Below are 20,381 nucleotides of genomic sequence, written 5' to 3'. Positions count from 1 at the left end.
ATGAGTAAGTTTATTAAAAATACAATTGTTTTAGGCACATTGTTGGTTGGACTATCCGTGTTTTCCCAACAAAAAAAGTGGACGCTGCAAGAATGTGTAAATTATGCTTTGGAGAATAATATCACAGTATCTCAAAATGAGAATAATATTCTCTTAAATGAACAAGATGTTATTGAGGCTAAAGGACAGTTTCTACCATCAGTAAATGGAAATATTAGACATAACCTATCCATAGGTAACAGAGAGCTTTTTCCTGGACAATTCGTTGATAGAACTGATAACAGTACTAGTATAGGTATAAGTGCAAACCAAACTATTTTTAATGGCTTTCGGTTAACTAATTTGTACAAACAATCGCAGTTAAACCTTGAAACCAGTAAGTTGGAATTAAGCAGAATAAAAGATGATATTTCTTTGAATGTGGTGAATTCCTATCTTAATGTTTTATTCAATAAAGAACGCCTAGAGACCGCAAAAGCCCAATATGACTTTTCAAAAAAACAGGTAGAGCAGGTAAAAGAGTTGGTTGATGCTGGCACACAGCCAAAAGTGAATATTTATGATGCAGAGGCAACGTTTAGTGCTGATGAACAAAGCCTAACCATTGCTGAGAATAATTATAATCTATCATTGCTCACATTATCACAATTGTTACAATTGCCTTTTGAAGGTTTTGACGTTGAGATTATTGAGGTAAGCAGCCCATCAAAAGCGCTATTGTACGATAACGTAAATCCTATTATAGATTATGCTTTTGAAAACAGGGTAGAGATAAAAGTTGCAGAAAAACGTATTGAAAATGCAGAGTTAGGTACAGAAATTTCAAAATCAGGCTATTACCCATCTTTAACTTTTAACTATGGCTTTGGTTCCAACGCCTTCTTTACCAACGTATTGGATAATGAACAAGATTTGTTATCACAGTTAGATAATCAAAAGGCACATGCCTTTACTGTAAATTTGGGAATACCTATATTTTCCAGATACCAAAATAAAACGGCGGTTGCAAGATCACTTATTCAAGAAGAAAATTCTAAGTTAGGATTAGAACAGGCAAAGTTAGATTTAGAATCTAATATTCAGCGTGCTTATACTGATGCGCAAGCGGCATTTAAAGCGTTTGTTGCAGCAGAAAAATCTATGAAATCTCAGGAATTAGCATTTCAAAATGCACAAGACCGTTACAATATTGGTGTGATGAACGTTTTCGAATTGGAGCAATCTCGAGTAAGATTTATAAATGCCGAGTCCGCTTTAATCAATGCAAAGTACGATTTTGTTTTTAAGACAAAAGTTTTAGACTTTTACATGGGTAAATCTTTAACTAACTAATTTTGTCTTACATATTAAATCTTGAAACCGCTACTACAAACTGTTCTGTTTCTCTTTCAAAGGAAGGAAAAACAATAGCATTAAAGGAAGATGCTAGAAATGGTTTTTCACATGCCGAAAAACTACATGTTTTTATTGACGAAGTTTTAAATAAAGCTGGAGTTTCTCGTTCGCAGATTGATGCTATTGCAATTAGCAAAGGGCCAGGGTCATATACTGGATTACGAATTGGGGTTTCTACGGCAAAGGGGCTATGTTTCGCCTTAGATAGGCCGTTAATCGCTTTACCAACTTTAGAGGTTTTGGCACATCAGGTTTCAGTTAATGATGGTGTTGTTATACCAATGTTGGATGCAAGGCGTATGGAGGTGTACTCCGCTATTTTTGATAAAGACTATCGTCAAATAAGGGAAACGCAAGCGCAAATTTTAGATAATTCTTCTTTTTCAAAATATTTAGAAAAAGGTAAAGTATATTTTATTGGAAATGGTGTTGAAAAAACTAAATCTTTAATACAGCATCCCAATGCAGTTTTTGTTCAAGATAAATTACCCTCAGCGAGTGAAATGGGTATGTTGGCTTATGGTAAATACAAAATAAGCGACACCGAAGATGTCGCTTATTTTGAGCCTTATTATTTAAAAGATTTTATTGCAATTAAGCCAAAATCTTAAGCATCTTTATGTATCTCCACACTGTGCGGGTAAGGAATTTCAATACCAGCAGCGTCAAGAGCTAATTTACATTTTTCGATAGTACTAAAATACACATCCCAATAATCAGCAACTGTTGCGTAAGGTCTTACAGCAAAATTTACTGAGCTATCAGCAAGTTCTGATACGTTTACAGATGGAGCAGGGTCTTTTAAAACCTTCGGATTATCTGTTAATACTTTCATCAAAACATTCTTTGTTTCCTTTATATCTGCATCATAGCTCACACCAATTGTTAAATCTACTCTTAATTTGCCTTCGGTAGAATAATTGGTAATATTTCCGTTAGAAAGTGCACCATTAGGAATAATGATTTCTTTATTCGTTGGAGAAACTATTTTGGTTGTAAAAATTTCAATTTCCTTTACCACACCAAGTTCACCTTGCGCTTCAATTAAATCACCAATTTTTATTGGTTTAAAAATCATCAATAGTACACCGCCAGCAAAATTCCCTAGAGATCCTTGTAAGGCCATACCGATAGCTAAACCAGCAGCAGCTAAAATTGCTGCAAACGAAGTAGTTTCAACCCCTAATTGCGATAAGATTGCAAGGAATAAAAGGATTTTCAATATCCATCCTATTAGATTAAGTAAGAACTTCTGTAAGCTCTCGTCATAATCTTTTTTAGACATTACTTTTCTAGCACCATTAGTGATTTTTTTGATAATCCACGAACCTATAATCCATATTACAATGGCTCCAATAATTTTTAGGCCATATTCAACAATAAAGCCTTGCGCCATGTCTAGATATTTGTCTACGTTTTCCATAAATTTTAGTTTTTTAAGTAAGTACGAAATTAAAAACTATTAGTTAGTTTTTAAGTGATTAAATGATAAAAAATGATTAATTAATTAGAGAATCCTTAATGCATAGCGTTAAGTTTTCCTTTGAACTTGTCATTCCCATGAAAACGGGAATCTAAATAAAGCAAAAAAATAGTGCTAAAATTGCGGGTACCGCTTGTATTAAAAACAATTTTATTTGCTTTGTAGAATAAGACCCATAAATGCCTGCTATGGTCACACAGATCAAGAAAAATATTGCAACTTTTTTATCATTGATCAAAATTGAAAATAGTAACCCCGCTGCTAAAAAACCATTATATAGTCCTTGATTAGCAGCTAATACCTTTGTGTCTTCAGCAAATGCTTTAGATTTTAAACCAAAAGTCTTAATACCCTTTGGTTTGGTCCATAAAAACATTTCCAGCACTAAAAAGTAAAGGTGCTCTAGGGCGACAATGGTAATAAAAACAATAGCTAAAGCACTCATTTGTTCAACAGTTTAATAGCTTTATTCACTTCAGAAACGGGCAGTTTACACGCTTTATTTACGCAAACATAAATTAAGGTTTCTTCTGGATTAAATCTGTTTTTAAGTAAAGGCATTTCATTTTCAGAAGTACTGCCAGCAATTAGTTTGTTAGGGATAAAGGTTTGGTTTAATTCTGACATTTTTTCTTTGGCATCTTTTCCAGAAATGGCAACTTCGTAAAACGGATTGGTATAATTCATCATTAAATCAAACCAATTAGAATAGGCCGTAGGGTATTCTAGCATCTCTGGTTTTACATTGTTTAACATCGTAATAGCAGCATTTTCGTATGAAGTATTGTCAAAATAATGCGAGAGTTTAAAAAGGGTTTTAGCCAAAATGGAATTACTGCCCGGAATCACATTGTCATAATACACAATGTTTTTGGCCACTAAAGCGGCATCTTCATCCGAAGTGTAGAAGAACATTTTACTGGTTTCATCATAAAAATGTTTAAAGACGTAATCTCCCAACTCATTTGCTATATTTAGCCATGTTTCATCTAGAGTTACCTCATATAATGCGATAAAGGCATCCATTACGATTGCGTAGTCCTCCAGATAACCGTTTATTTTACTTTTCCCTTCTTTGTATGTATGATTTAAACCACCATCTTTTCTCAATACTTTAGATTTGATAAACTCAGCATTTTTTACTGCAGCCTGCAGATAGTTTTCTTCATCAAAAACACGATAGGCATCAACGTAGCCTTTGAGCATCAAACCATTCCAAGACGTTAAGGCTTTATCATCCATTCTTGGTTTAGGTCTTTTGTTTCTTATGTCTTTAAGTGTAGATTTCCAATTTGTCTTTTTTTCATCCAATTCAGTTTGAGAAATACTATGCTTTTTCAAAATCTCTGTGTCATCATCTTTTCTAATAAGCACATAATTGTCTTTTTCCCAAAGCCCATAATTGTTTATGTTGTAATAGTTCGAAAACAAGTCAAAATCTTCTTTTAAAATCGATTTTAGTTCTTCCTTTTGCCATACATAAAAAACTCCTTCCTCAAGTTCACCTTCAGAATTCGTACTATCTGCATCAAAAGAAGAATAAAAGGCTCCTTCAGGTGTTGTCATTTCCTTGGTAATAAATTCTAGCGTCTCTTGAACAATTTCTTTATACAATTTATCTTTAGTCAATAAATACGCGTCTGAATACAGGCTTACCAATTGCGCATTGTCGTACAGCATTTTTTCAAAATGAGGTACGTGCCATTTCCTATCTGTTGAATATCTGGAAAATCCCCCAGCAACATGATCATAAACACCACCATAAGCGATTTTTTTAAGCGTTAGATTCACAAAATCTAAAAGCCCTTCATCATTAGTTTGATGCGCATATCGCAATAAAAAATGATAGTTACTAGGCATCATAAATTTAGGTTCGCGGTTGGTGCCACCAAATGTATTATCAAACTGTTTGGACCAGTTGGTGACAGCTTCAGCGACAAAATCTTTTTCAAAAACAGGAGCGTTACTATTCACCTTAACAACTGAAATAGAATTGATGCCATTTTGAATGTTCTCTGCTTGTTGTGCAAGCTTATCAGGTGCTTCCAAATAGAGTTTTGATATTTGTTCTAAATAACTAATCCATTGGGTTTTTGGTAAATAAGTTTCTGCCCAAATTGGTCTTCCATCAGGTAATGCAATGGCATTAAGGGGCCAACCTCCGCTGCCTTTCATTAATTGCAGAGCATTCATGTATACTTGATCTACATCGGGACGCTCTTCTCTATCCACTTTAATGTTTATAAAATTGTCATTCATGACTTGAGCGACCAAACTATCTTCAAAGCTTTCGTGTTCCATTACATGACACCAATGACAAGACGAGTATCCTACGCTAATTAATATTAATTTGTTTTCGTCTTTTGCTTTTTGAAGTGTTTCATCATTCCAAGCATTCCAATCTACAGGGTTGTGCGCATGCTGCAATAAATACGGACTGGTTTCATGAATAAGCGCATTAGTGTATTTGTGCTTATTCGTGGTTTCTATATTCTGATTTTTGCAACTTATGAAAAGAATCAGAACTAATAATAGGAAGTACTTCATATTTTCAAAAATACTTAAAAGAAAATCATAAAAAAAGCGTTCAACCCCGAAGCTTCGGGAGAACGCTATCTTTTAAAAAAGTTTTAACTTATTTTACTTCAAAAGTAATTTTTACGTTTACTCTAAAGTCTGAAATCTCACCGTCTTTTACGCTTGCACTTTGGTCTTGAACGTAAACAGAACGGATGTTTTTTACACTTTTTGATGCCTGTGCTACTGCTTTTTTAGTTGCATCTTCCCAACTTTTTTCTGAGTTTGCTAAAACTTCGATTACCTTTAATACTGCCATAATATTGGATTTTTGGTTAATAAAAATTTGCGAGAGTATAATTCTCTAAGATACAAAGTTAGACACGATATTTTACTTTGGGTCACCCATTAACAGCCTCAACTGTCTCTACTTTTCCAGGTAACATTTGTTTTAGCATATTTTCAATACCATTTTTTAAAGTGAAGGTAGAAGATGGACATCCACTACAAGCGCCTTGAAGTAACACACTTACATTTTTAACATCGGCATCATAACCTATGAACTGAATATTGCCACCATCGCTGGCTACAGCTGGTTTTACATATTCCTCTAAAATATTTACAATTTCTTTAGAGGTATCGTCCAATCCTTCAAACTTTCTGTCTAGTTGAGGTGCCGATTTTTCCATTTGTTCAACAGCTTCAGGCAATACAATTTCTTTTCCATCAGCTATAAAATTTCTAATGAATTCTCTTAATTCAACCGTGATATCCTGCCATTCAGCTCTGTCATATTTAGTAACCGAAACATAATTCTCTTCAATAAATACACTTTTTACAAACGGAAGATGAAACAATTCAGTTGCAAGTGGAGATAATTTGGCATCATCAATGGAAGTAAATTCAAACATTGCGGTTGCAATCTTTTTATTGGCAACAAATTTCATCACTGCTGGGTTTGGTGTAGCTTCAGCATAAACAGTTACTGGTGTTTGTTTTTTTGGTGTAGCTTCTTCTGTTATTACAACGCCACCATCATTCAGATAAGCTTCAATTTGCTGTGCAACTTCATCTTGCACGTCATTCCATTCCACAATATCGTAGCGTTCTACCGCGACAAAATTTCCTGAGATATATACCTTTTTTACAAAAGGAAGGTAAAATAATTGTTGCGCCAAGGGTGAAGTTTTTGCCTCGTCTATATTGCTGAACTCAAAGCTTTGATGCTTTGTTATAAACTGGTTAACTTCAAATTTAACTATGGTATTATTAGATGTTTCTTGCACAGAAACCTTGAAATTGCTCATTTTAGCTATTTTTTTACAAAAATACTAAAAGAAAACCTAGTTATCCATATATTTGAGTTTAGTTATTATGTTTTCTGGATGTAATTTTTTGAAAAAGAGAACGTTTACTAAACACCAGTTTACCTAGATTGCAACCTATGAGATTGAAATATACTTTTTTATTACTGGTTGGAATGTTGTGCATTCCGAATACCAATGCCCAAGAGGGACTTCCAATATATACAGATTATTTAACGGATAATTATTATTTAATACACCCGTCCATGGCAGGTGCCGCTAATTGTGCAAAAGTGCGTTTAACAGGCAGACAACAATGGTTTGGACATGAAGATGCTCCGAGATTGATGACATTGAGCGTTAATGGTAGAATTGGAGATTCTCCATCAGGTATTGGAGGCATATTGTATGCTGATAAAAACGGATTTCACTCGCAGACAGGGGCGTATTTAACCTATGCTCACCATTTGATGTTTTCTAGAAGTGAGGTGGATTTAAATATGTTGTCGTTTGGTTTAAGTGCTGGTTTTATTCAATATCAATTGGACGAAACTACCTTTCCATTTGATGGGCAAGATCCAATTGTACAAGGCGTAGTACAAAGCGCGACTAATTTTAATATTGATTTTGGTTTTTCTTATCATTACCTAGACTTTTATGCTCATGGTACTATAAAAAATGTGCTTAAAAACGAAGGTATTAATAATGACGTATTAATCACTAGCAATTTAAGACGTTACTTATTGTCTGTTGGAGGCGTTTTTGGTAAACTAGGTAGTGAATGGAGTTTTGAACCGTCTGTGATGTTTCAATATAGAGAAGGTACACAGGAATCTATGGTAGATTTTAATGCCAAGGCTTATAAGCAAATGGAATTTGGAACACTTTGGGGTGGATTGTCATATAGACAGAGTTTAGACGGTGCCGAGTTTTTAAATAATTCTGGGGGTGTAAGTAGCCAAAAGTTGCAGCAAATAACACCTTTAATTGGTGTAAACTACAATCAGTTTATGTTTGCGTATACGTATACGTATCAAACAAATTCTGTGGTTTTTACTAACGGCGGATTTCATCAACTTACTTTAGGTTACAACTTTAGCTGTAGAAGAGAACGTTACGAGTGTAATTGTCCAGCGGTTAATTAAAATATGGATTTTGTCATTACGAGGAGGTACGACGTGGCAATCTCATAAATTTTAAGAAGAAGATTACTTCAGTCATACTTCCCTCGTAATGACGAGTTATGTTTTTACCAAGTGTACTTTTTCTTTTTAGCTTGGGTTTTGATGGCTTTTGTCATTGCATTTTCTAAACCATTCTCTGTATTATTCTCTTTTTCAGAAATGTAAGCTTTACGTTTTTTGTTTAATTCTTGAATTTGTTTTTGAATAGATTCACGCTCTTCTTTCATTTTTGAAACGTAAACTTTTATTTCTTCAGAAGATTTGTTTTTTAACCCCTCTGGCAAAGCTTCTTTATCAATATCTTCAACGCTTACTTTTTCTTCTTCAACAGCGTCTACTAAATCCCATCGAGAGTTTTTATACAAGTGCGAGCTTTTGCTAACTGTTCTGCTCACAGCATTAGCCTTACTGTAACCACTGGCATTCATATCCTGTTCTGCCTGCATTCTCATTTTACTTTTACCATGTGTTCCGTAAGCCACATATGTTTTATTTAATTTAATATTTAATTGAAGGATTTCATCATCATATGGCGAAGCAATATGTACTGTAGCTTTGTTATGGTTAATCGCCATATAGTCGCCTTTTGTCAAATCTGCACCTGCTTTCCAATATGTAGAAATACCTTGATTATAATCCCCACAGAAAATGGTATTTACCGTAACGTCTTTTTCTTTGGCATTTGTTGATGCGTCTTTGTAGTTCACCCTGCCTTGAGTAAACGGTTCATTACCCGCAATAAATATCAGTTTTAAATCATCTGGGTTTTTACCCCAGTTTAGTTGATTTAAGGATGTTTGAATTACTTGTCCGCAATATTCATTTCCGCCATTTGTGGTTAAGGAAAATAGTTCTTTAGAAATTTCATCCAAGTCGCCACTAAAGGCCAATACCTGTCTGATGTATCCTTCCTCTCCTGGTAATCGGTCGTTGCCATATTCATACAAAGCAATTTGCAAATTAGGCTTACCATTGCCACATTTGGCGTAAGAGAGTTCGTTTACAATTTCCCAGAGTTGTGCTTTAGCTTGGTCTATCAAACCATCCATACTGTTGCTTGTGTCTAGTAATAGCGCCACTTTTATAAATTGTTTGTTGGGTTCTGGGTGCTCGGTTTCAACTACGTTTATTGCATAGCTTTGTTTTTTGTTGTTTGCGTTGCATGCCGTGAGGCTTAAAACAGCTATTACCAGCATAAAGTTTTTAAATAATGTTTTCATGATTTTACGTTTTTTAATTTAAGATGAATTTTGCCATAACCGTTTCTTTAAGTATTATGGGCTTCAGATTTAAGTTCTCTATGTTTCTTGCAAATGACTGGTATTCTTGGGTATAATTTGAATTAATACCATTAAGTTGATTAGCTAAAACGTTAAAATTATTGGAGCTTATTTCTTGGATGAATATGGCTTTCCCAATAGTTTGCCCAATGGCTGTTGTATACGCATTGGCTTTTTCTTTAGCAGTTTTCAGAGCCTTTAATTTTGTTTCTCTTCTAAAAGTCTCAAGTTCAGTATGACTTGTTTTTGTAATTGAAATATTGGAAATATCGCAAGCATCTAGGGCTTCATAAACTTCCCCAAGCGTTTTTCCATCGTTTACTATTAACTGGTAGTGTTTGTTTTTAACAACCTCGTTATCACCTAAAAATTTCCTATGGTAACTTCCATTAAAATCTAAAACAGAAAGATTTTTATCAATATTAATATTTAAAGTCTTTAAAGTTAAAATCATTTGATTTTCCTGTTTTTCAATGCTTAACTTCCCTCTTTTGTCATTTTCATTTAAAACAATTTTCAGGAAAATTTCATTTGGAATTATTTCAGTTTCAACGGTACCTGTCACTTCAATAAAAGGTTGGTCGATAAAATTCTTTTGTCCGCTTTGTGAAAAACTAAATGCATAACATAGAAAAAGTAATGCGAAGAGCTTAAATGTGTGTTTCATTTTGATTTATGTTTTTTGATTGAATATGATTTTGCAGTAAAACTATTACCAAAGTATTTCTAAAAAAAAGACGAATGAGTGAACAGGACGTTTCAATGAGTTTGGCAATAATACAAATGGGTAAACCGCGCTATTTTGAAGTTAAAACGAGCGTTTTTCAAGAACGCCTATTTTAATATGCCAATGAAAGTGCGTAAGTTTAGCTATTCTAAATAGAGATATGCAATATCATCTTAAATATATATGGTGCCTGATATTAATTTTCGGAGGCTTTAACATACAAGCGCAGGATAATCTTTTGGGTAACACTCAAAGGTTTACTGTCAGGGGTTCTGTGATAGAACAAGATACGCGCAATCCTATTCCCAATGTAAATATTCAGGTAAATGGTGGTTCTTATACTACTACTGATATTTTTGGCGAATTTAGAATTGAAGCCCGTAAAGGAGATCAACTTATTATAAGGCATAAGGATTTTGAAACTATACATTATATTATTGAGAGCAACGAGCGCATTACAGTTGAAGTTGAACCTAGTGAGGAAGAGAAATCGGTAAGTAAAAAATTTAGAAGAATAAGAGGTTCAGAATTCAATACATTGATAGACTCCGCAGAAACCTACCTTAAAAAAGATGCCCAAAAAAGTATTCAGTTTGTTGCTGATGCTTTAGAATATAGTAATTCAAAAAAGGAAAATGGCGATGCTTACGAAGTACTTGGAGATATCTATATGTTCTGGAAACAATACGATTTGGCAGTTTCAAACTACCGGATTAGCCTCCAAAGTAAAGATACCAATGAAACCCGACTAAAATTGGCAAATGCTTATAGGCTAAACAAAAATTTTCAGGAAAGTATACAAGAGTACAGTGGTATAGATAAAACCTCACTTTCTAATTATCAGATGGTTTCGCTTTATGAAGGCTTGGGTGATGTTTACAAAGGCACAGGCGAATTTAACAAGTCTATTAGTACCTATAACGCGGGACTAGAAGTTGCACAAAAACACTTAATTACACCAAAGGTCACAGATTTAAATTCCAAAATTGCCGAGGTTTTAAGTGAAAAGGGAGAAGTAGCGGAAGCCGAGGTGTATTTTGATAAGTCGCTTAAATTAGCAAATACACAACCCAAAAAACGAGCTATTGAGGAAAAGGTAAAAGTGGCCGATTTTCAAAATACCGTATCAAATTTTGCAGATGAGATTGTGCTACGGAAACAGGCCTTAGAAGATATAAAGGACATTGAAACGGATTCTATATTAGATAACGAAAGTCCGCTTACGCCTCAAAAGCAAAAATATAAAATAGGACGAGCCTACGCAGAACAAAATGATTTTGGCAATGCTATAGAGTATTTGGAAGAAAGTATTGCAGAGGCTGAAACCAAAGAAGATTTGGTGGTACAAAAAGATGCCACCAGAAGACTTTCAGAAGTGTTTAAAACTACTGGAGATTTCTCAAAAGCTTTAGAAGCTTACCAAGAATATGTGGATGTAGTGGACAAACTTTACCGAAAAAAAGAGCAAGAGATCTCTCAAGCATCACTTTTTAGAAAAGACTTGTCTACAAAGCAGAATAGAATTAACAGTTTGGAGAGCGATCGGGAGTTATCTGAGAGTCAGTATCAATTAACTGTTGAGCAGTCCAAGCGTCAAAAAATAATAATCTATTCCTTGATTGGAGGTTTGTTTCTATTGCTACTTGTGGCGTTTTTAATGTATAAATATATCCGTCAACAAAAGTTGGCCAATAATTTACTGGCTTTAAAATCATTGCGCAGTCAGATGAATCCGCACTTCATTTTTAATGCATTAAATTCCGTTAATAGTTTTATCGCATCAAATGATGAACGGACGGCCAACAAGTATTTAACCGATTTTTCAAAATTAATGCGAGCTGTTTTAGAAAACAGTGAGGAAGATTTTATTCCACTGGAAAAAGAAATTGAATTGCTAGGACTGTATACGCAATTAGAGCATTTTAGATTTCAAGATAAATTTGATTACAGCATTCATGTAGACGAAAAAATAAAGGTGGAAAACTTCGTAATACCGCCAATGCTCTTACAACCTTATATTGAAAATGCGGTATGGCACGGGCTACGTTACAAAAAATCAAAAGGGCATCTAAATATTGCAATTACCCAAGAAAAAGAAGATGAGATAAAAATCACGATTACAGATGATGGTATTGGGCGTGAAAAATCGAAAGCACTAAAAACTAAAAATCAAAAGAAACAAAACTCCAAAGGCATGGGCAATATCAAAAAGCGTGTGGCCATTTTAAATGATATGTATAAGGATAAGGTGGATGTATTTGTGGATGATTTTCAAGATGAAGAGGATACAGGAACTAGAGTTGTGGTAACGCTAAAGAAGGATTAGGGGCTTTCCTAATCTTACAAAAAAGTGTGCTCTTGCTCAAACATATTGAGTAAGAACAAAATTTAAAAACAATGAATAATCAATAGTTGTATGAAACTAACATCAATAATAGTAGAAGACGAAGAAACCAGTAGGCAAATACTAAAAAACTATCTGCAAAAGTATTGTCCGAATGTTATGATATTAGGTGAGGCTGCCAATATTGAAGATGCCTTGGTTTTGATTAGAAATAACAACTTAGACTTAGTGTTTTTAGATGTAGAAATGCCCTATGGTAACGCTTTCGATCTATTGGAAAAGGTAGGCGATGTGAATTTTGAAACCATTTTTGTCACCGCATACGACCATTACGCCATTGATGCCCTAAATGCCCATGCATCTTACTACCTAATGAAGCCTATTTCTATTGATGAACTGATAAAAGCAGTGGATTATGTTACGGATATAAAAACAAAAGAAAATGCTTTACAGGATGAGGTTTTGGTACCAAAAACACAAAGTATCAATGGTAAAATAACCATCCCTCAACAATCAGGTTTTGAAGTGTTAAATACCGCTGATATTTTGTATTGTAAAGCCGATGATAATTACACCGAAATATACCTCAATACTAACAAGCGAAAAATAGTAAGTAAAACACTAAAATATTTTGAAGAAGCCTTAAACGATTCTAGTTTTGCCCGTATACATAAGTCCTATTTGGTAAACGTTAACGAAGTTGTTAAATACCAAAAAGGAAAAGGCGGTAGCGTGGTATTGAGTAACGGAAAGGAAATTATGGTATCAGCGTCTCGAAAATCAGAGTTGTTGTCGTATTTTAAATGATAAATAGTTAATAAAAAATAATAAATTATAAATGCCAGTAATTCAAGAAGTAAGAGGGAAATCGCCTATAATACCCGCAGATTGTTTTATAGCCGAAAACGCTACTATAGTAGGTGATGTTACTATGGGAAACCAATGCAGTATTTGGTTTAGCGCTGTAGTTCGCGGTGATGTTAACTTTATAAAAATGGGCAATAAGGTAAACATTCAAGATGGCGCAGTAATTCACGGCACCTACAAAACAGCTCCAACCACCATTGGCAATAATGTGTCCATCGGCCATAATGCATTGGTGCACGGGTGTACCATTCACGATAATGTTTTGGTGGGCATGGGCAGCATTATTATGGATGGTTGCGTGGTAGAGTCTAATTGTATTATTGCTGCGGGAGCCGTAGTTCCCAAAAATACCATCGTAACATCAGGTTCAATATATGCAGGTATTCCCGCCAAAAAAATAAAGGATGCTAGTGAAGAATTAATATCAGGCGAAATCAATCGTATTGCAGATGCTTATATAAAATATTCTAGCTGGTTTAAAGAGTAATTTGGGCGCCTGCCTGCCGGCAGGCAGGCTTTCCGCTATATCTTTTTGCTATTACAGCTTCGAGAATCTCAGCCTCCATATCAAAAAGAATGCCGCTACAATCCCTAATGCAGATCCATATATTCAAGAAAAAACGGGAATACTTGATGCCAAAACATCTAAATAAAGTCATAAAACTTTGTAATTTTACCCTATGAAAGCAATAAATATCAAAGAAAAGTTATCTAAGTTCAGCAAGAATTGGCATCCGCATCAAATTGCAACTGTAGATAATATGCAGGTAATTTTAGCAAAACTAAAAGGCGAATTTGTGTGGCATAGTCATGATGATGAAGACGAACTTTTTCAAGTTATAAAAGGCACATTACACATGCAATTTAGAGACCGAACCGAAGTGGTCAACGAAGGCGAATTTATTGTCGTACCAAAAGGTGTGGAGCATAATCCTTGTACAAAAAATGATGAAGAAGTACATGTGCTTTTGTTCGAGAAACAAAACACTGCGCATACAGGAAATGTAGCCCATGAAAAAACACAAACACATTATCCTAAAATTTGACTAAAGCAATAGTTTACAGAGTGCTAGTTTAGGGTGTGGTTTCAATTTAATTAGTTATGAATAAAAGAGTATTTTGGTTTTATGGAGCTTTACTCGTATCCATTATTGTCTTGGTTTTATTGTTTACAGGGTCTTCTGTATTAACGATAGCACTGGATAAAAATAGTACTATTCCACTTGGAACATTTATCACTTGGGCAGGAATAATAAGTTTGCCACTTGCCCTATATTGGGGGATTTATAACTTACGAAAACCCTCTCTACGCTTTCATAAGTTTTTAGCTTTACTACTAAAAGTTGTTTTAGTGATAAGTTTACTATGGGTACCTATTTCATATGGTCTTGCTGGTAATCTATCATTTACATTTAGCGAAACAACGACATTTCAAGGCGGACAATTAGCAATGCGGATATTCTGGATTTTAAGTTATGGCATTGCCATTGGTACAATTTCAATAGTGTTATTGTATTGGATATCTCTTGTATTTAAAAAAAATCAATAATGACAGTCCTACATTTAGATACTAACCACGATTTATTAATTAATCAACTTAAGGGTTTAGGTTTCATAAATCATGAAGATTACACCTCTTCAAAAGGTGAGATTGAAGCAAAAATTGGTAACTATGATGGTATTGTTATCCGAAGCAGATTCACAATAGATCAGCAATTTTTGGATGCCGCAAAAAACCTAAAATTTATTGGTAGGGTAGGTGCAGGATTGGAAAATATAGATTGCGATTACGCCGAAAGTAAAGGGGTGTATTTAGTATCGGCACCCGAAGGTAATCGAAACGCTGTGGGTGAGCATACTTTGGGCATGCTCCTGTCTTTATTTAATAAACTAAACAAAGCCGATAGAGAGGTACGCAACGGTAAATGGTTAAGAGAAGACAATCGTGGGATAGAGCTGGATGGTTTAACGGTGGGTTTAATTGGCTACGGTAACATGGGAAAGGCTTTTGCGAAAAAACTAAGAGGGTTTGACGTTACGGTTCTATGCTATGATATTAAAGCTAATGTTGGAGATGAGAATGCTACTCAAGTATCGCTAAAAGAGTTTCAAGAAAGGGTAGACGTGGTAAGCTTACACACGCCGCAGACGGCACTAACATTGAATATGGTAAATTCAGAATTTATCAATCAATTTAAAAAGCCGTTTTGGCTGGTAAATACAGCTAGAGGTAAAAGTGTGGTAACCGCAGACTTAGTTTCCGCCTTAAAATCTGGAAAAATTTCAGGTGCTGGTTTGGACGTTTTAGAATATGAAAAAAAGTCTTTCGAAAGTCTGTTTGCCAATAAAATGCCAGAACCTTTCCAATATTTAATACAGGCAGAAAATGTATTGCTGTCACCTCATGTTGCAGGGTGGACGATAGAGAGTAAAGAAAAATTAGCCCAAACTATCGTAGATAAGATTAAAGCGAAATTTTGTTAAATTTAATCCGTGAAGAAAACCATTCTTGTTTTTTCAGGGTTGATTTTGGCCTTAGTACTTTTATTTCAAATTAGTACGTACTCTATACATTCAGGCAATCTTAAAATTGAATTTGCTCTTGCAGTGATTGCGGTGGTATTTTTAATAGTGGGTATTTACATCAACAAAAAAAGTTTGCATAAAAATCAATCCGACTCAAAAGACATCAATCATCAAAAAATAAAGGAACTAGAAATTACTGAACGTGAATATGAAGTCCTTCAGGGTATATTAGATGGGCTATCAAATAAAGAAATCGCAGATAAATTATTTCTTTCAGAAAGTACTATCAAAACTCATGTATCTAATCTTCTAGTAAAGCTTAATGCCAAAAGAAGGACACAAGCACTTCAAAAGGCAAAAGCGCACCAAATTATTTAAAAATTCATACATTTAGACTAAAGTGCTAGTCATTTGGTACTTTAGTATGACCCTTATTTCTGCCTGCATTCCTAGTTTTGTTACAAAATATTAATCAAAAAACTAGACAGTATGAAATTAGGTGCCTTTTCCATTAGTTTATCCGTAAAAGACATTCACAAATCTAAAGCATTCTATGAGAATTTAGGTTTCAACGTTTTCGCTGGAGACGTAGAACGCAATTATCTCATCATGAAAAATGGTAATGCTTTGGTGGGGTTGTTCCAAGGTATGTTTGAAAACAATATTTTAACCTTTAATCCAGGTTGGGATGAGAGTGCCAATACATTGGATGACTTTGATGATGTAAGAGACATTCAAAAGCACTTAAAAAGCAAAAATATTGCTTTAGAACGTGAAACTGATAATACTACCTCCGGACCTGCAAGTATCGTGTTTTACGATCCAGACGGCAACACAATTTTAATAGACCAACATGTGTAATGTATAACAATAAAATATTATGAAAAATACAGTCATAAAATATGGTTTATATGGTGTCCTAGCTGGCATAGTTTGTTTTCTGTTGGCACTTATCTTGGGAGATGGTTTAAGCTATTCAACCCAAGAAATTATTGGATACGCTACAATGGTGATATCTTTATCAGTCATCTTTTTTGGGATAAAGCATTATCGAGATAATGTAAACAGTGGCAAAGTATCATTAGGGAAAGCTATAATAATTGGACTATTAATATCGGTATTGGTAGGTATAGGTGTTGGAATTGCAGATTATATTTATACTACTATGATAAATCCTGATTTTGCCGATGAGTATTTAGAAACCACATTAAAAACTATGGAAGCTTCCATGAGTCTGGAAGAATTTAAAACAAAAAAGGCGGAACTTACACAGCAAATGAAAGACTACGGTGGTTCTGGATTTATGGCATTTATAATGTTCTTTACCGTAGTGCTTATAGGGTTTGTTATAGCTGTAATTTCAGGTTTAATTCTTCAACGTAAATAAAAAAAACATGCAATACGACGCTACATCGCCAGAGGATTATATCAGTCAGGTTCCTGAGGAACGACAGGCTACTTTAGAAAAACTAAGAAACATTATTAATACTAATTTGCCTAAAGGTTTTGAGGAAGGTATCATTTATAAAATGATTGGATATTATGTGCCACATTCGGTGTATCCTGATGGATACCATTGTGATCCTAAAACACCTTTACCTTTTATGAGTTTTGCCTCTCAAAAAAACTCTGTAAATCTTTATCACAGCGGGATTTACGCAAAAAAAGAACTGCACGATTGGTTTGTTAATGAATACTCTAAACATAGCAAACGTAAGCTGGATATGGGCAAAAGTTGTATTCGTTTTAAAAAACTGGACGACATCCCTTTTGAGCTGATTGGGGAATTGACCAGAAAAATGACTTGCGAGGAATGGATTGAAATTTATGAAAGTGCCATAAAGAAGAACTAAGGTTTTTTTGACTACGAGAACTGTGTTAGGGATTGTAGTGATAGCTTTTGGTGAGGCGCGCATCGAGCCAAAACTACAAACGCAAAGCCCGACCCGACGACGTTGGTGTCATTAACTTTTGGGACAATCATAGAGGGTAACACCCAAATAGAAATTAACAATAATATCATTTTAAAATGAAAAATAGAGTAACAGGAATAGGTGGATTGTTTTTTAAAACGAAAGACCCTAAAGCCAGTAAGGCTTGGTATAAAAAGCACCTAGGCTTTAACACGGATGATTACGGTTGCACGTTTTGGTGGAAGGATAAGGACGGTAACGATTGCTCTACGCAATGGAGTCCTTTCCCAGTGAGCACCAAGTATTATGAGCCCTCTAAAAAGGATTTTATGTTTAATTATCGGGTTGAAAATTTAGTAGAATTACTAAAAGTCTTAAAGTCTGAAGGTGTTACTGTTATAGGTGAGATAGAAGAATATGAGTACGGGAAATTTGGATGGATTTTGGATAATGATGGTAATAAAATAGAACTTTGGGAGCCTGTAGATAGTGCTTTTTTGTAATTTCGCAGGTATAAGCCATAACACTTGTCGTATTTAGAAATTCTTCAATCCTATAGTTTATCAACCTTACAATGGGCTGCGATACTTTTTGCGGTGTTTATTTTAGGGTTTTCAAAATCCGGCATAAAGGGTATAGGTATTATTATTGTGATAATACTAGCCTTTGTATTTGGAGAAAAGGCTTCCACAGGAATATTGCTCCCTATGCTTATATCCGCTGATATTATTGCAGTTAGTTATTATAACAGGCACACGCAATGGAAGTTTATTAAGAAACTCCTGCCTTCCATGATCGTTGGTGTATTGGTTGGTGTTTGGGTAGGTGATACTATTTCGGAGGTTGTATTTAAGCGCGTTATGGCACTTATTATTATCGGGTCCATTGGCATAATGTTATTTTTTGAAAAAAGAAAAACTGATACTGTCCCACATAATAAGTTGTTTTCAAACTCGGTAGGCTTTTTGGCGGGTTTCACTACTATGATAGGAAATTTAGCGGGCCCCATTTCTAACATCTATTTCTTGGCCATGCGCTTACCAAAAAATGAGTTTATTGGTACCGCAGCGTGGTTATTTTTCATCATCAACGTCTTTAAGTTGCCATTTCATTTTTTTGTTTGGAACACTGTTACTAAAGAAAGCTTGTTGCTAAATTTGGTACTAGTGCCAGCGGTAGTAATTGGTTTCTTTTTTGGTGCGGCTTTGGTAAAAAAAATATCTAATGTAAATTACCGAAAATTTATAATTGTAGTCACTGCCATTGGTGGGTTGCTCATGTTAATCCGTTAGGTTAAATAATTGTAACGTTTTTAAATATTGAAATACATATAGTTAGTAATGAATATGTTTTTTTATTACTTTTAGATTCTAATCAAAAAAACTATTATCATGTCAGACGAAAAAAATTTAGGAGACGATTTAAACGATATGTTAGGAGACGCAAAAGAAGGCGCTAAAAAGGCAGCAGATAAAGCAAGTGAAATGGCTGATGAGGCCAAGGAAAAAGCAAAAGAATTTGCTGATGAAGCTAAAGAAACAGCTTCTGAGTTTGCCGAAAGTGCCAAGGAGACATTCGCATCTAAGGATAACAAAAAAATTCTAGCAGGTATATTAGGTATTTTATTTGGTGCCTTTGGTATTCACAAGTTTGTACTTGGTTATCAAAAAGAAGGAATTATTTTATTGGTAGTTTCAATAATAGGTATCGTATTATCTTGTGTAGGCATTGGTGTCTTAGTGGTATGGGTAACAGGGCTAATAGGTCTTATAGAAGGTATTATATACTTAACAAAATCTGATGAAGATTTTTATAATACGTATCAAGCAGGGAAAAAGCCATGGTTTTAAAATAAAGTTGAAGTCTGAGGTTGTATCTTCAGACTTTTTTTGATAAAATTATATCGTAATATTGCAATATTACGATTAAAATGTATATTTGTATTAGAAAATAAAATTATGGGTGCATCGAAACTTGATATTTATCCAGAAAGTATTAATCAAATGGCAGCTATTGCCAAGGTATTTGCGCATCCTGCACGTATTGCAATTTTACAATATATAAGTAATCAAGAGTCTTGTATTTGCAATGATATTGTAGATGAAATAGGTTTATCTCAACCTACAATTTCCCAACATTTAAAAGTAATTAATGATGCAGGATTACTGAAGGGTAATTTTAAGGGAAAAAGTATATGTTATTGCTTAAAAGTGGAACGCTTTAAAGAGTTTCAAATAGCATTAAATAACTTTTTTAACGGTACAACATCAAACTGTTGTTAACTAACAAAGATATCATTATGAAAACACAAGAATTACTGTCGCTACTAGAACAGCACAAACATAAAAGCTTATTATTTGAATATAGCCCAGAAGCATTTGTAGGGGCAAATTATCATATTACAGAAGTAAAGCACATCACCGTAGATGCTGTAGATTGTGGAGCTCAAACGGACTCATGGAAAGAAACTATTATTCAATTATGGGAAAGTCCATTAGAAAAAGGTAAAGCACAATATATGTCTGTTTTAAAGGCTTTGGGTATTTTAAATAAAGTTGGAAAAATGAAACCTTATACAATGGATGCTGAGGTTAAGTTTGAATATAGCAATGCAACATTTCATACCGCACAACTATTTGTTAACGATTTTGAAATAAAAGGCAATAATTTAATATTTAAATTGGCAGTTGAAAAAACAGACTGTAAAGCGAAAGCGCTTTGTGGTGTACCAGAAAAGGTTGTTAAAATTGCTGAAAAATTAGTTGGTAAAGTTGAGGAATGCTGTAGTACGAATAGCGGATGTTGTTAGTGAAACCCAGTTTATAGCTTTTCCATAGTAAA

At 34.4% G+C, this 20,381-nt stretch carries 25 protein-coding genes; 18 read left to right on the top strand and 7 right to left on the bottom strand.

Annotated features, from left to right (window positions below):
* On the top strand, positions 1-1,332 hold the full coding sequence (locus tag AC1B0Z_RS10480) for a TolC family protein (RefSeq protein WP_483791937.1): 1,332 nt from the start codon (positions 1-3) through the stop codon (positions 1,330-1,332).
* A 2-nt stretch (positions 1,333-1,334) separates the two neighbouring features.
* Positions 1,335-2,006: a tRNA (adenosine(37)-N6)-threonylcarbamoyltransferase complex dimerization subunit type 1 TsaB gene (gene tsaB / locus AC1B0Z_RS10475; protein WP_483791936.1), complete on the top strand. Its 672-nt coding sequence runs from the start codon at positions 1,335-1,337 to the stop codon at positions 2,004-2,006.
* On the opposite strand, the gene AC1B0Z_RS10470 is transcribed toward tsaB, so the two are convergent.
* The 5 genes from AC1B0Z_RS10470 to AC1B0Z_RS10450 form a co-directional block, all read right to left on the bottom strand.
* On the bottom strand, positions 2,003-2,818 hold the full coding sequence (locus AC1B0Z_RS10470; RefSeq protein ID WP_483791935.1) for a mechanosensitive ion channel family protein: 816 nt from the start codon (positions 2,816-2,818) through the stop codon (positions 2,003-2,005). The two genes, tsaB and AC1B0Z_RS10470, sit on opposite strands and share 4 nt — an antisense overlap.
* A 151-nt stretch (positions 2,819-2,969) precedes the next feature.
* Positions 2,970-3,323: a DUF1304 domain-containing protein gene (locus AC1B0Z_RS10465; protein ID WP_483791934.1), complete on the bottom strand. Its 354-nt coding sequence runs from the start codon at positions 3,321-3,323 to the stop codon at positions 2,970-2,972.
* Entirely contained in the window at positions 3,320-5,425 is a 2,106-nt protein-coding gene (locus AC1B0Z_RS10460; RefSeq protein ID WP_483791933.1) for a thioredoxin domain-containing protein, read from the bottom strand. Before AC1B0Z_RS10460 ends, AC1B0Z_RS10465 begins: the two co-directional genes overlap by 4 nt.
* An 88-nt stretch (positions 5,426-5,513) precedes the next feature.
* Positions 5,514-5,714 carry a dodecin family protein gene (locus AC1B0Z_RS10455; protein ID WP_483791932.1) on the bottom strand — a complete coding sequence of 67 codons (201 nt, stop codon included), beginning with the start codon at positions 5,712-5,714 and terminating at the stop codon, positions 5,514-5,516.
* A gap of 82 nt (positions 5,715-5,796) precedes the next feature.
* Positions 5,797-6,702, bottom strand: coding sequence for a NifU family protein (locus AC1B0Z_RS10450; protein ID WP_483791931.1), 906 nt, complete (start codon positions 6,700-6,702; stop codon positions 5,797-5,799).
* Positions 6,703-6,839: 137 nt separating this feature from the next.
* Between AC1B0Z_RS10450 and AC1B0Z_RS10445 the strand changes: the two genes are divergently transcribed.
* Positions 6,840-7,844: a PorP/SprF family type IX secretion system membrane protein gene (locus tag AC1B0Z_RS10445; RefSeq protein ID WP_483791930.1), complete on the top strand. Its 1,005-nt coding sequence runs from the start codon at positions 6,840-6,842 to the stop codon at positions 7,842-7,844.
* A 104-nt stretch (positions 7,845-7,948) separates the two neighbouring features.
* On the opposite strand, the gene AC1B0Z_RS10440 is transcribed toward AC1B0Z_RS10445, so the two are convergent.
* Both AC1B0Z_RS10440 and AC1B0Z_RS10435 read right to left on the bottom strand, forming a co-directional pair.
* Positions 7,949-9,103: a vWA domain-containing protein gene (locus AC1B0Z_RS10440; protein ID WP_483791929.1), complete on the bottom strand. Its 1,155-nt coding sequence runs from the start codon at positions 9,101-9,103 to the stop codon at positions 7,949-7,951.
* A 13-nt stretch (positions 9,104-9,116) separates the two neighbouring features.
* Positions 9,117-9,830, bottom strand: a complete 714-nt coding sequence (locus AC1B0Z_RS10435) for an SIMPL domain-containing protein (protein ID WP_483791928.1) — start codon at positions 9,828-9,830, stop codon at positions 9,117-9,119.
* Between the two features lie 220 nt (positions 9,831-10,050).
* Between AC1B0Z_RS10435 and AC1B0Z_RS10430 the strand changes: the two genes are divergently transcribed.
* From AC1B0Z_RS10430 to AC1B0Z_RS10360, 15 genes are all read left to right on the top strand, one after another.
* On the top strand, positions 10,051-12,216 hold the full coding sequence (locus AC1B0Z_RS10430) for a histidine kinase (protein ID WP_483791927.1): 2,166 nt from the start codon (positions 10,051-10,053) through the stop codon (positions 12,214-12,216).
* A gap of 90 nt (positions 12,217-12,306) precedes the next feature.
* Positions 12,307-13,041 carry a LytR/AlgR family response regulator transcription factor gene (locus tag AC1B0Z_RS10425; protein WP_483791926.1) on the top strand — a complete coding sequence of 245 codons (735 nt, stop codon included), beginning with the start codon at positions 12,307-12,309 and terminating at the stop codon, positions 13,039-13,041.
* Between the two features lie 31 nt (positions 13,042-13,072).
* Positions 13,073-13,588 (top strand): gamma carbonic anhydrase family protein, encoded by a 516-nt coding sequence (locus tag AC1B0Z_RS10420; protein WP_483791925.1) that lies wholly within the window; start codon positions 13,073-13,075, stop codon positions 13,586-13,588.
* Positions 13,589-13,781: 193 nt separating this feature from the next.
* Positions 13,782-14,147, top strand: coding sequence for a cupin domain-containing protein (locus AC1B0Z_RS10415; protein ID WP_130964912.1), 366 nt, complete (start codon positions 13,782-13,784; stop codon positions 14,145-14,147).
* A 56-nt stretch (positions 14,148-14,203) separates the two neighbouring features.
* Positions 14,204-14,650 carry a hypothetical protein gene (locus tag AC1B0Z_RS10410; RefSeq protein ID WP_483791924.1) on the top strand — a complete coding sequence of 149 codons (447 nt, stop codon included), beginning with the start codon at positions 14,204-14,206 and terminating at the stop codon, positions 14,648-14,650.
* Positions 14,650-15,585 (top strand): 2-hydroxyacid dehydrogenase, encoded by a 936-nt coding sequence (locus AC1B0Z_RS10405; protein WP_483791923.1) that lies wholly within the window; start codon positions 14,650-14,652, stop codon positions 15,583-15,585. The genes AC1B0Z_RS10410 and AC1B0Z_RS10405 overlap by 1 nt, the downstream gene beginning before the upstream one ends.
* A 9-nt stretch (positions 15,586-15,594) precedes the next feature.
* Entirely contained in the window at positions 15,595-16,005 is a 411-nt protein-coding gene (locus AC1B0Z_RS10400; protein WP_483791922.1) for a response regulator transcription factor, read from the top strand.
* 111 nt (positions 16,006-16,116) lie between these two features.
* Complete coding sequence (locus AC1B0Z_RS10395) at positions 16,117-16,488, top strand: VOC family protein (protein WP_483791921.1); 372 nt, start codon at positions 16,117-16,119, stop codon at positions 16,486-16,488.
* Positions 16,489-16,507: 19 nt separating this feature from the next.
* A complete protein-coding gene (locus tag AC1B0Z_RS10390; RefSeq protein ID WP_483791920.1) occupies positions 16,508-17,014 on the top strand; it encodes a DUF4199 domain-containing protein in 507 nt (168 codons plus the stop codon).
* A gap of 7 nt (positions 17,015-17,021) precedes the next feature.
* Complete coding sequence (locus AC1B0Z_RS10385) at positions 17,022-17,480, top strand: DUF1801 domain-containing protein (RefSeq protein ID WP_483791919.1); 459 nt, start codon at positions 17,022-17,024, stop codon at positions 17,478-17,480.
* 176 nt (positions 17,481-17,656) lie between these two features.
* Complete coding sequence (locus AC1B0Z_RS10380; RefSeq protein WP_483791918.1) at positions 17,657-18,043, top strand: VOC family protein; 387 nt, start codon at positions 17,657-17,659, stop codon at positions 18,041-18,043.
* A 24-nt stretch (positions 18,044-18,067) separates the two neighbouring features.
* Positions 18,068-18,832 (top strand): sulfite exporter TauE/SafE family protein, encoded by a 765-nt coding sequence (locus tag AC1B0Z_RS10375; RefSeq protein ID WP_483791917.1) that lies wholly within the window; start codon positions 18,068-18,070, stop codon positions 18,830-18,832.
* Between the two features lie 99 nt (positions 18,833-18,931).
* Positions 18,932-19,390 (top strand): NINE protein, encoded by a 459-nt coding sequence (locus AC1B0Z_RS10370; protein WP_483791916.1) that lies wholly within the window; start codon positions 18,932-18,934, stop codon positions 19,388-19,390.
* 108 nt (positions 19,391-19,498) lie between these two features.
* On the top strand, positions 19,499-19,822 hold the full coding sequence (locus tag AC1B0Z_RS10365; protein WP_483791915.1) for an ArsR/SmtB family transcription factor: 324 nt from the start codon (positions 19,499-19,501) through the stop codon (positions 19,820-19,822).
* 17 nt (positions 19,823-19,839) lie between these two features.
* Complete coding sequence (locus tag AC1B0Z_RS10360; protein ID WP_483791914.1) at positions 19,840-20,349, top strand: DUF6428 family protein; 510 nt, start codon at positions 19,840-19,842, stop codon at positions 20,347-20,349.
* Positions 20,350-20,381: the final 32 nt, after the last annotated feature.

The sequence above is a fragment of the Hyunsoonleella sp. J2K-J805 genome (genome assembly GCF_057167125.1).
This window is presented reverse-complemented; position numbering and strand designations above follow the sequence as displayed.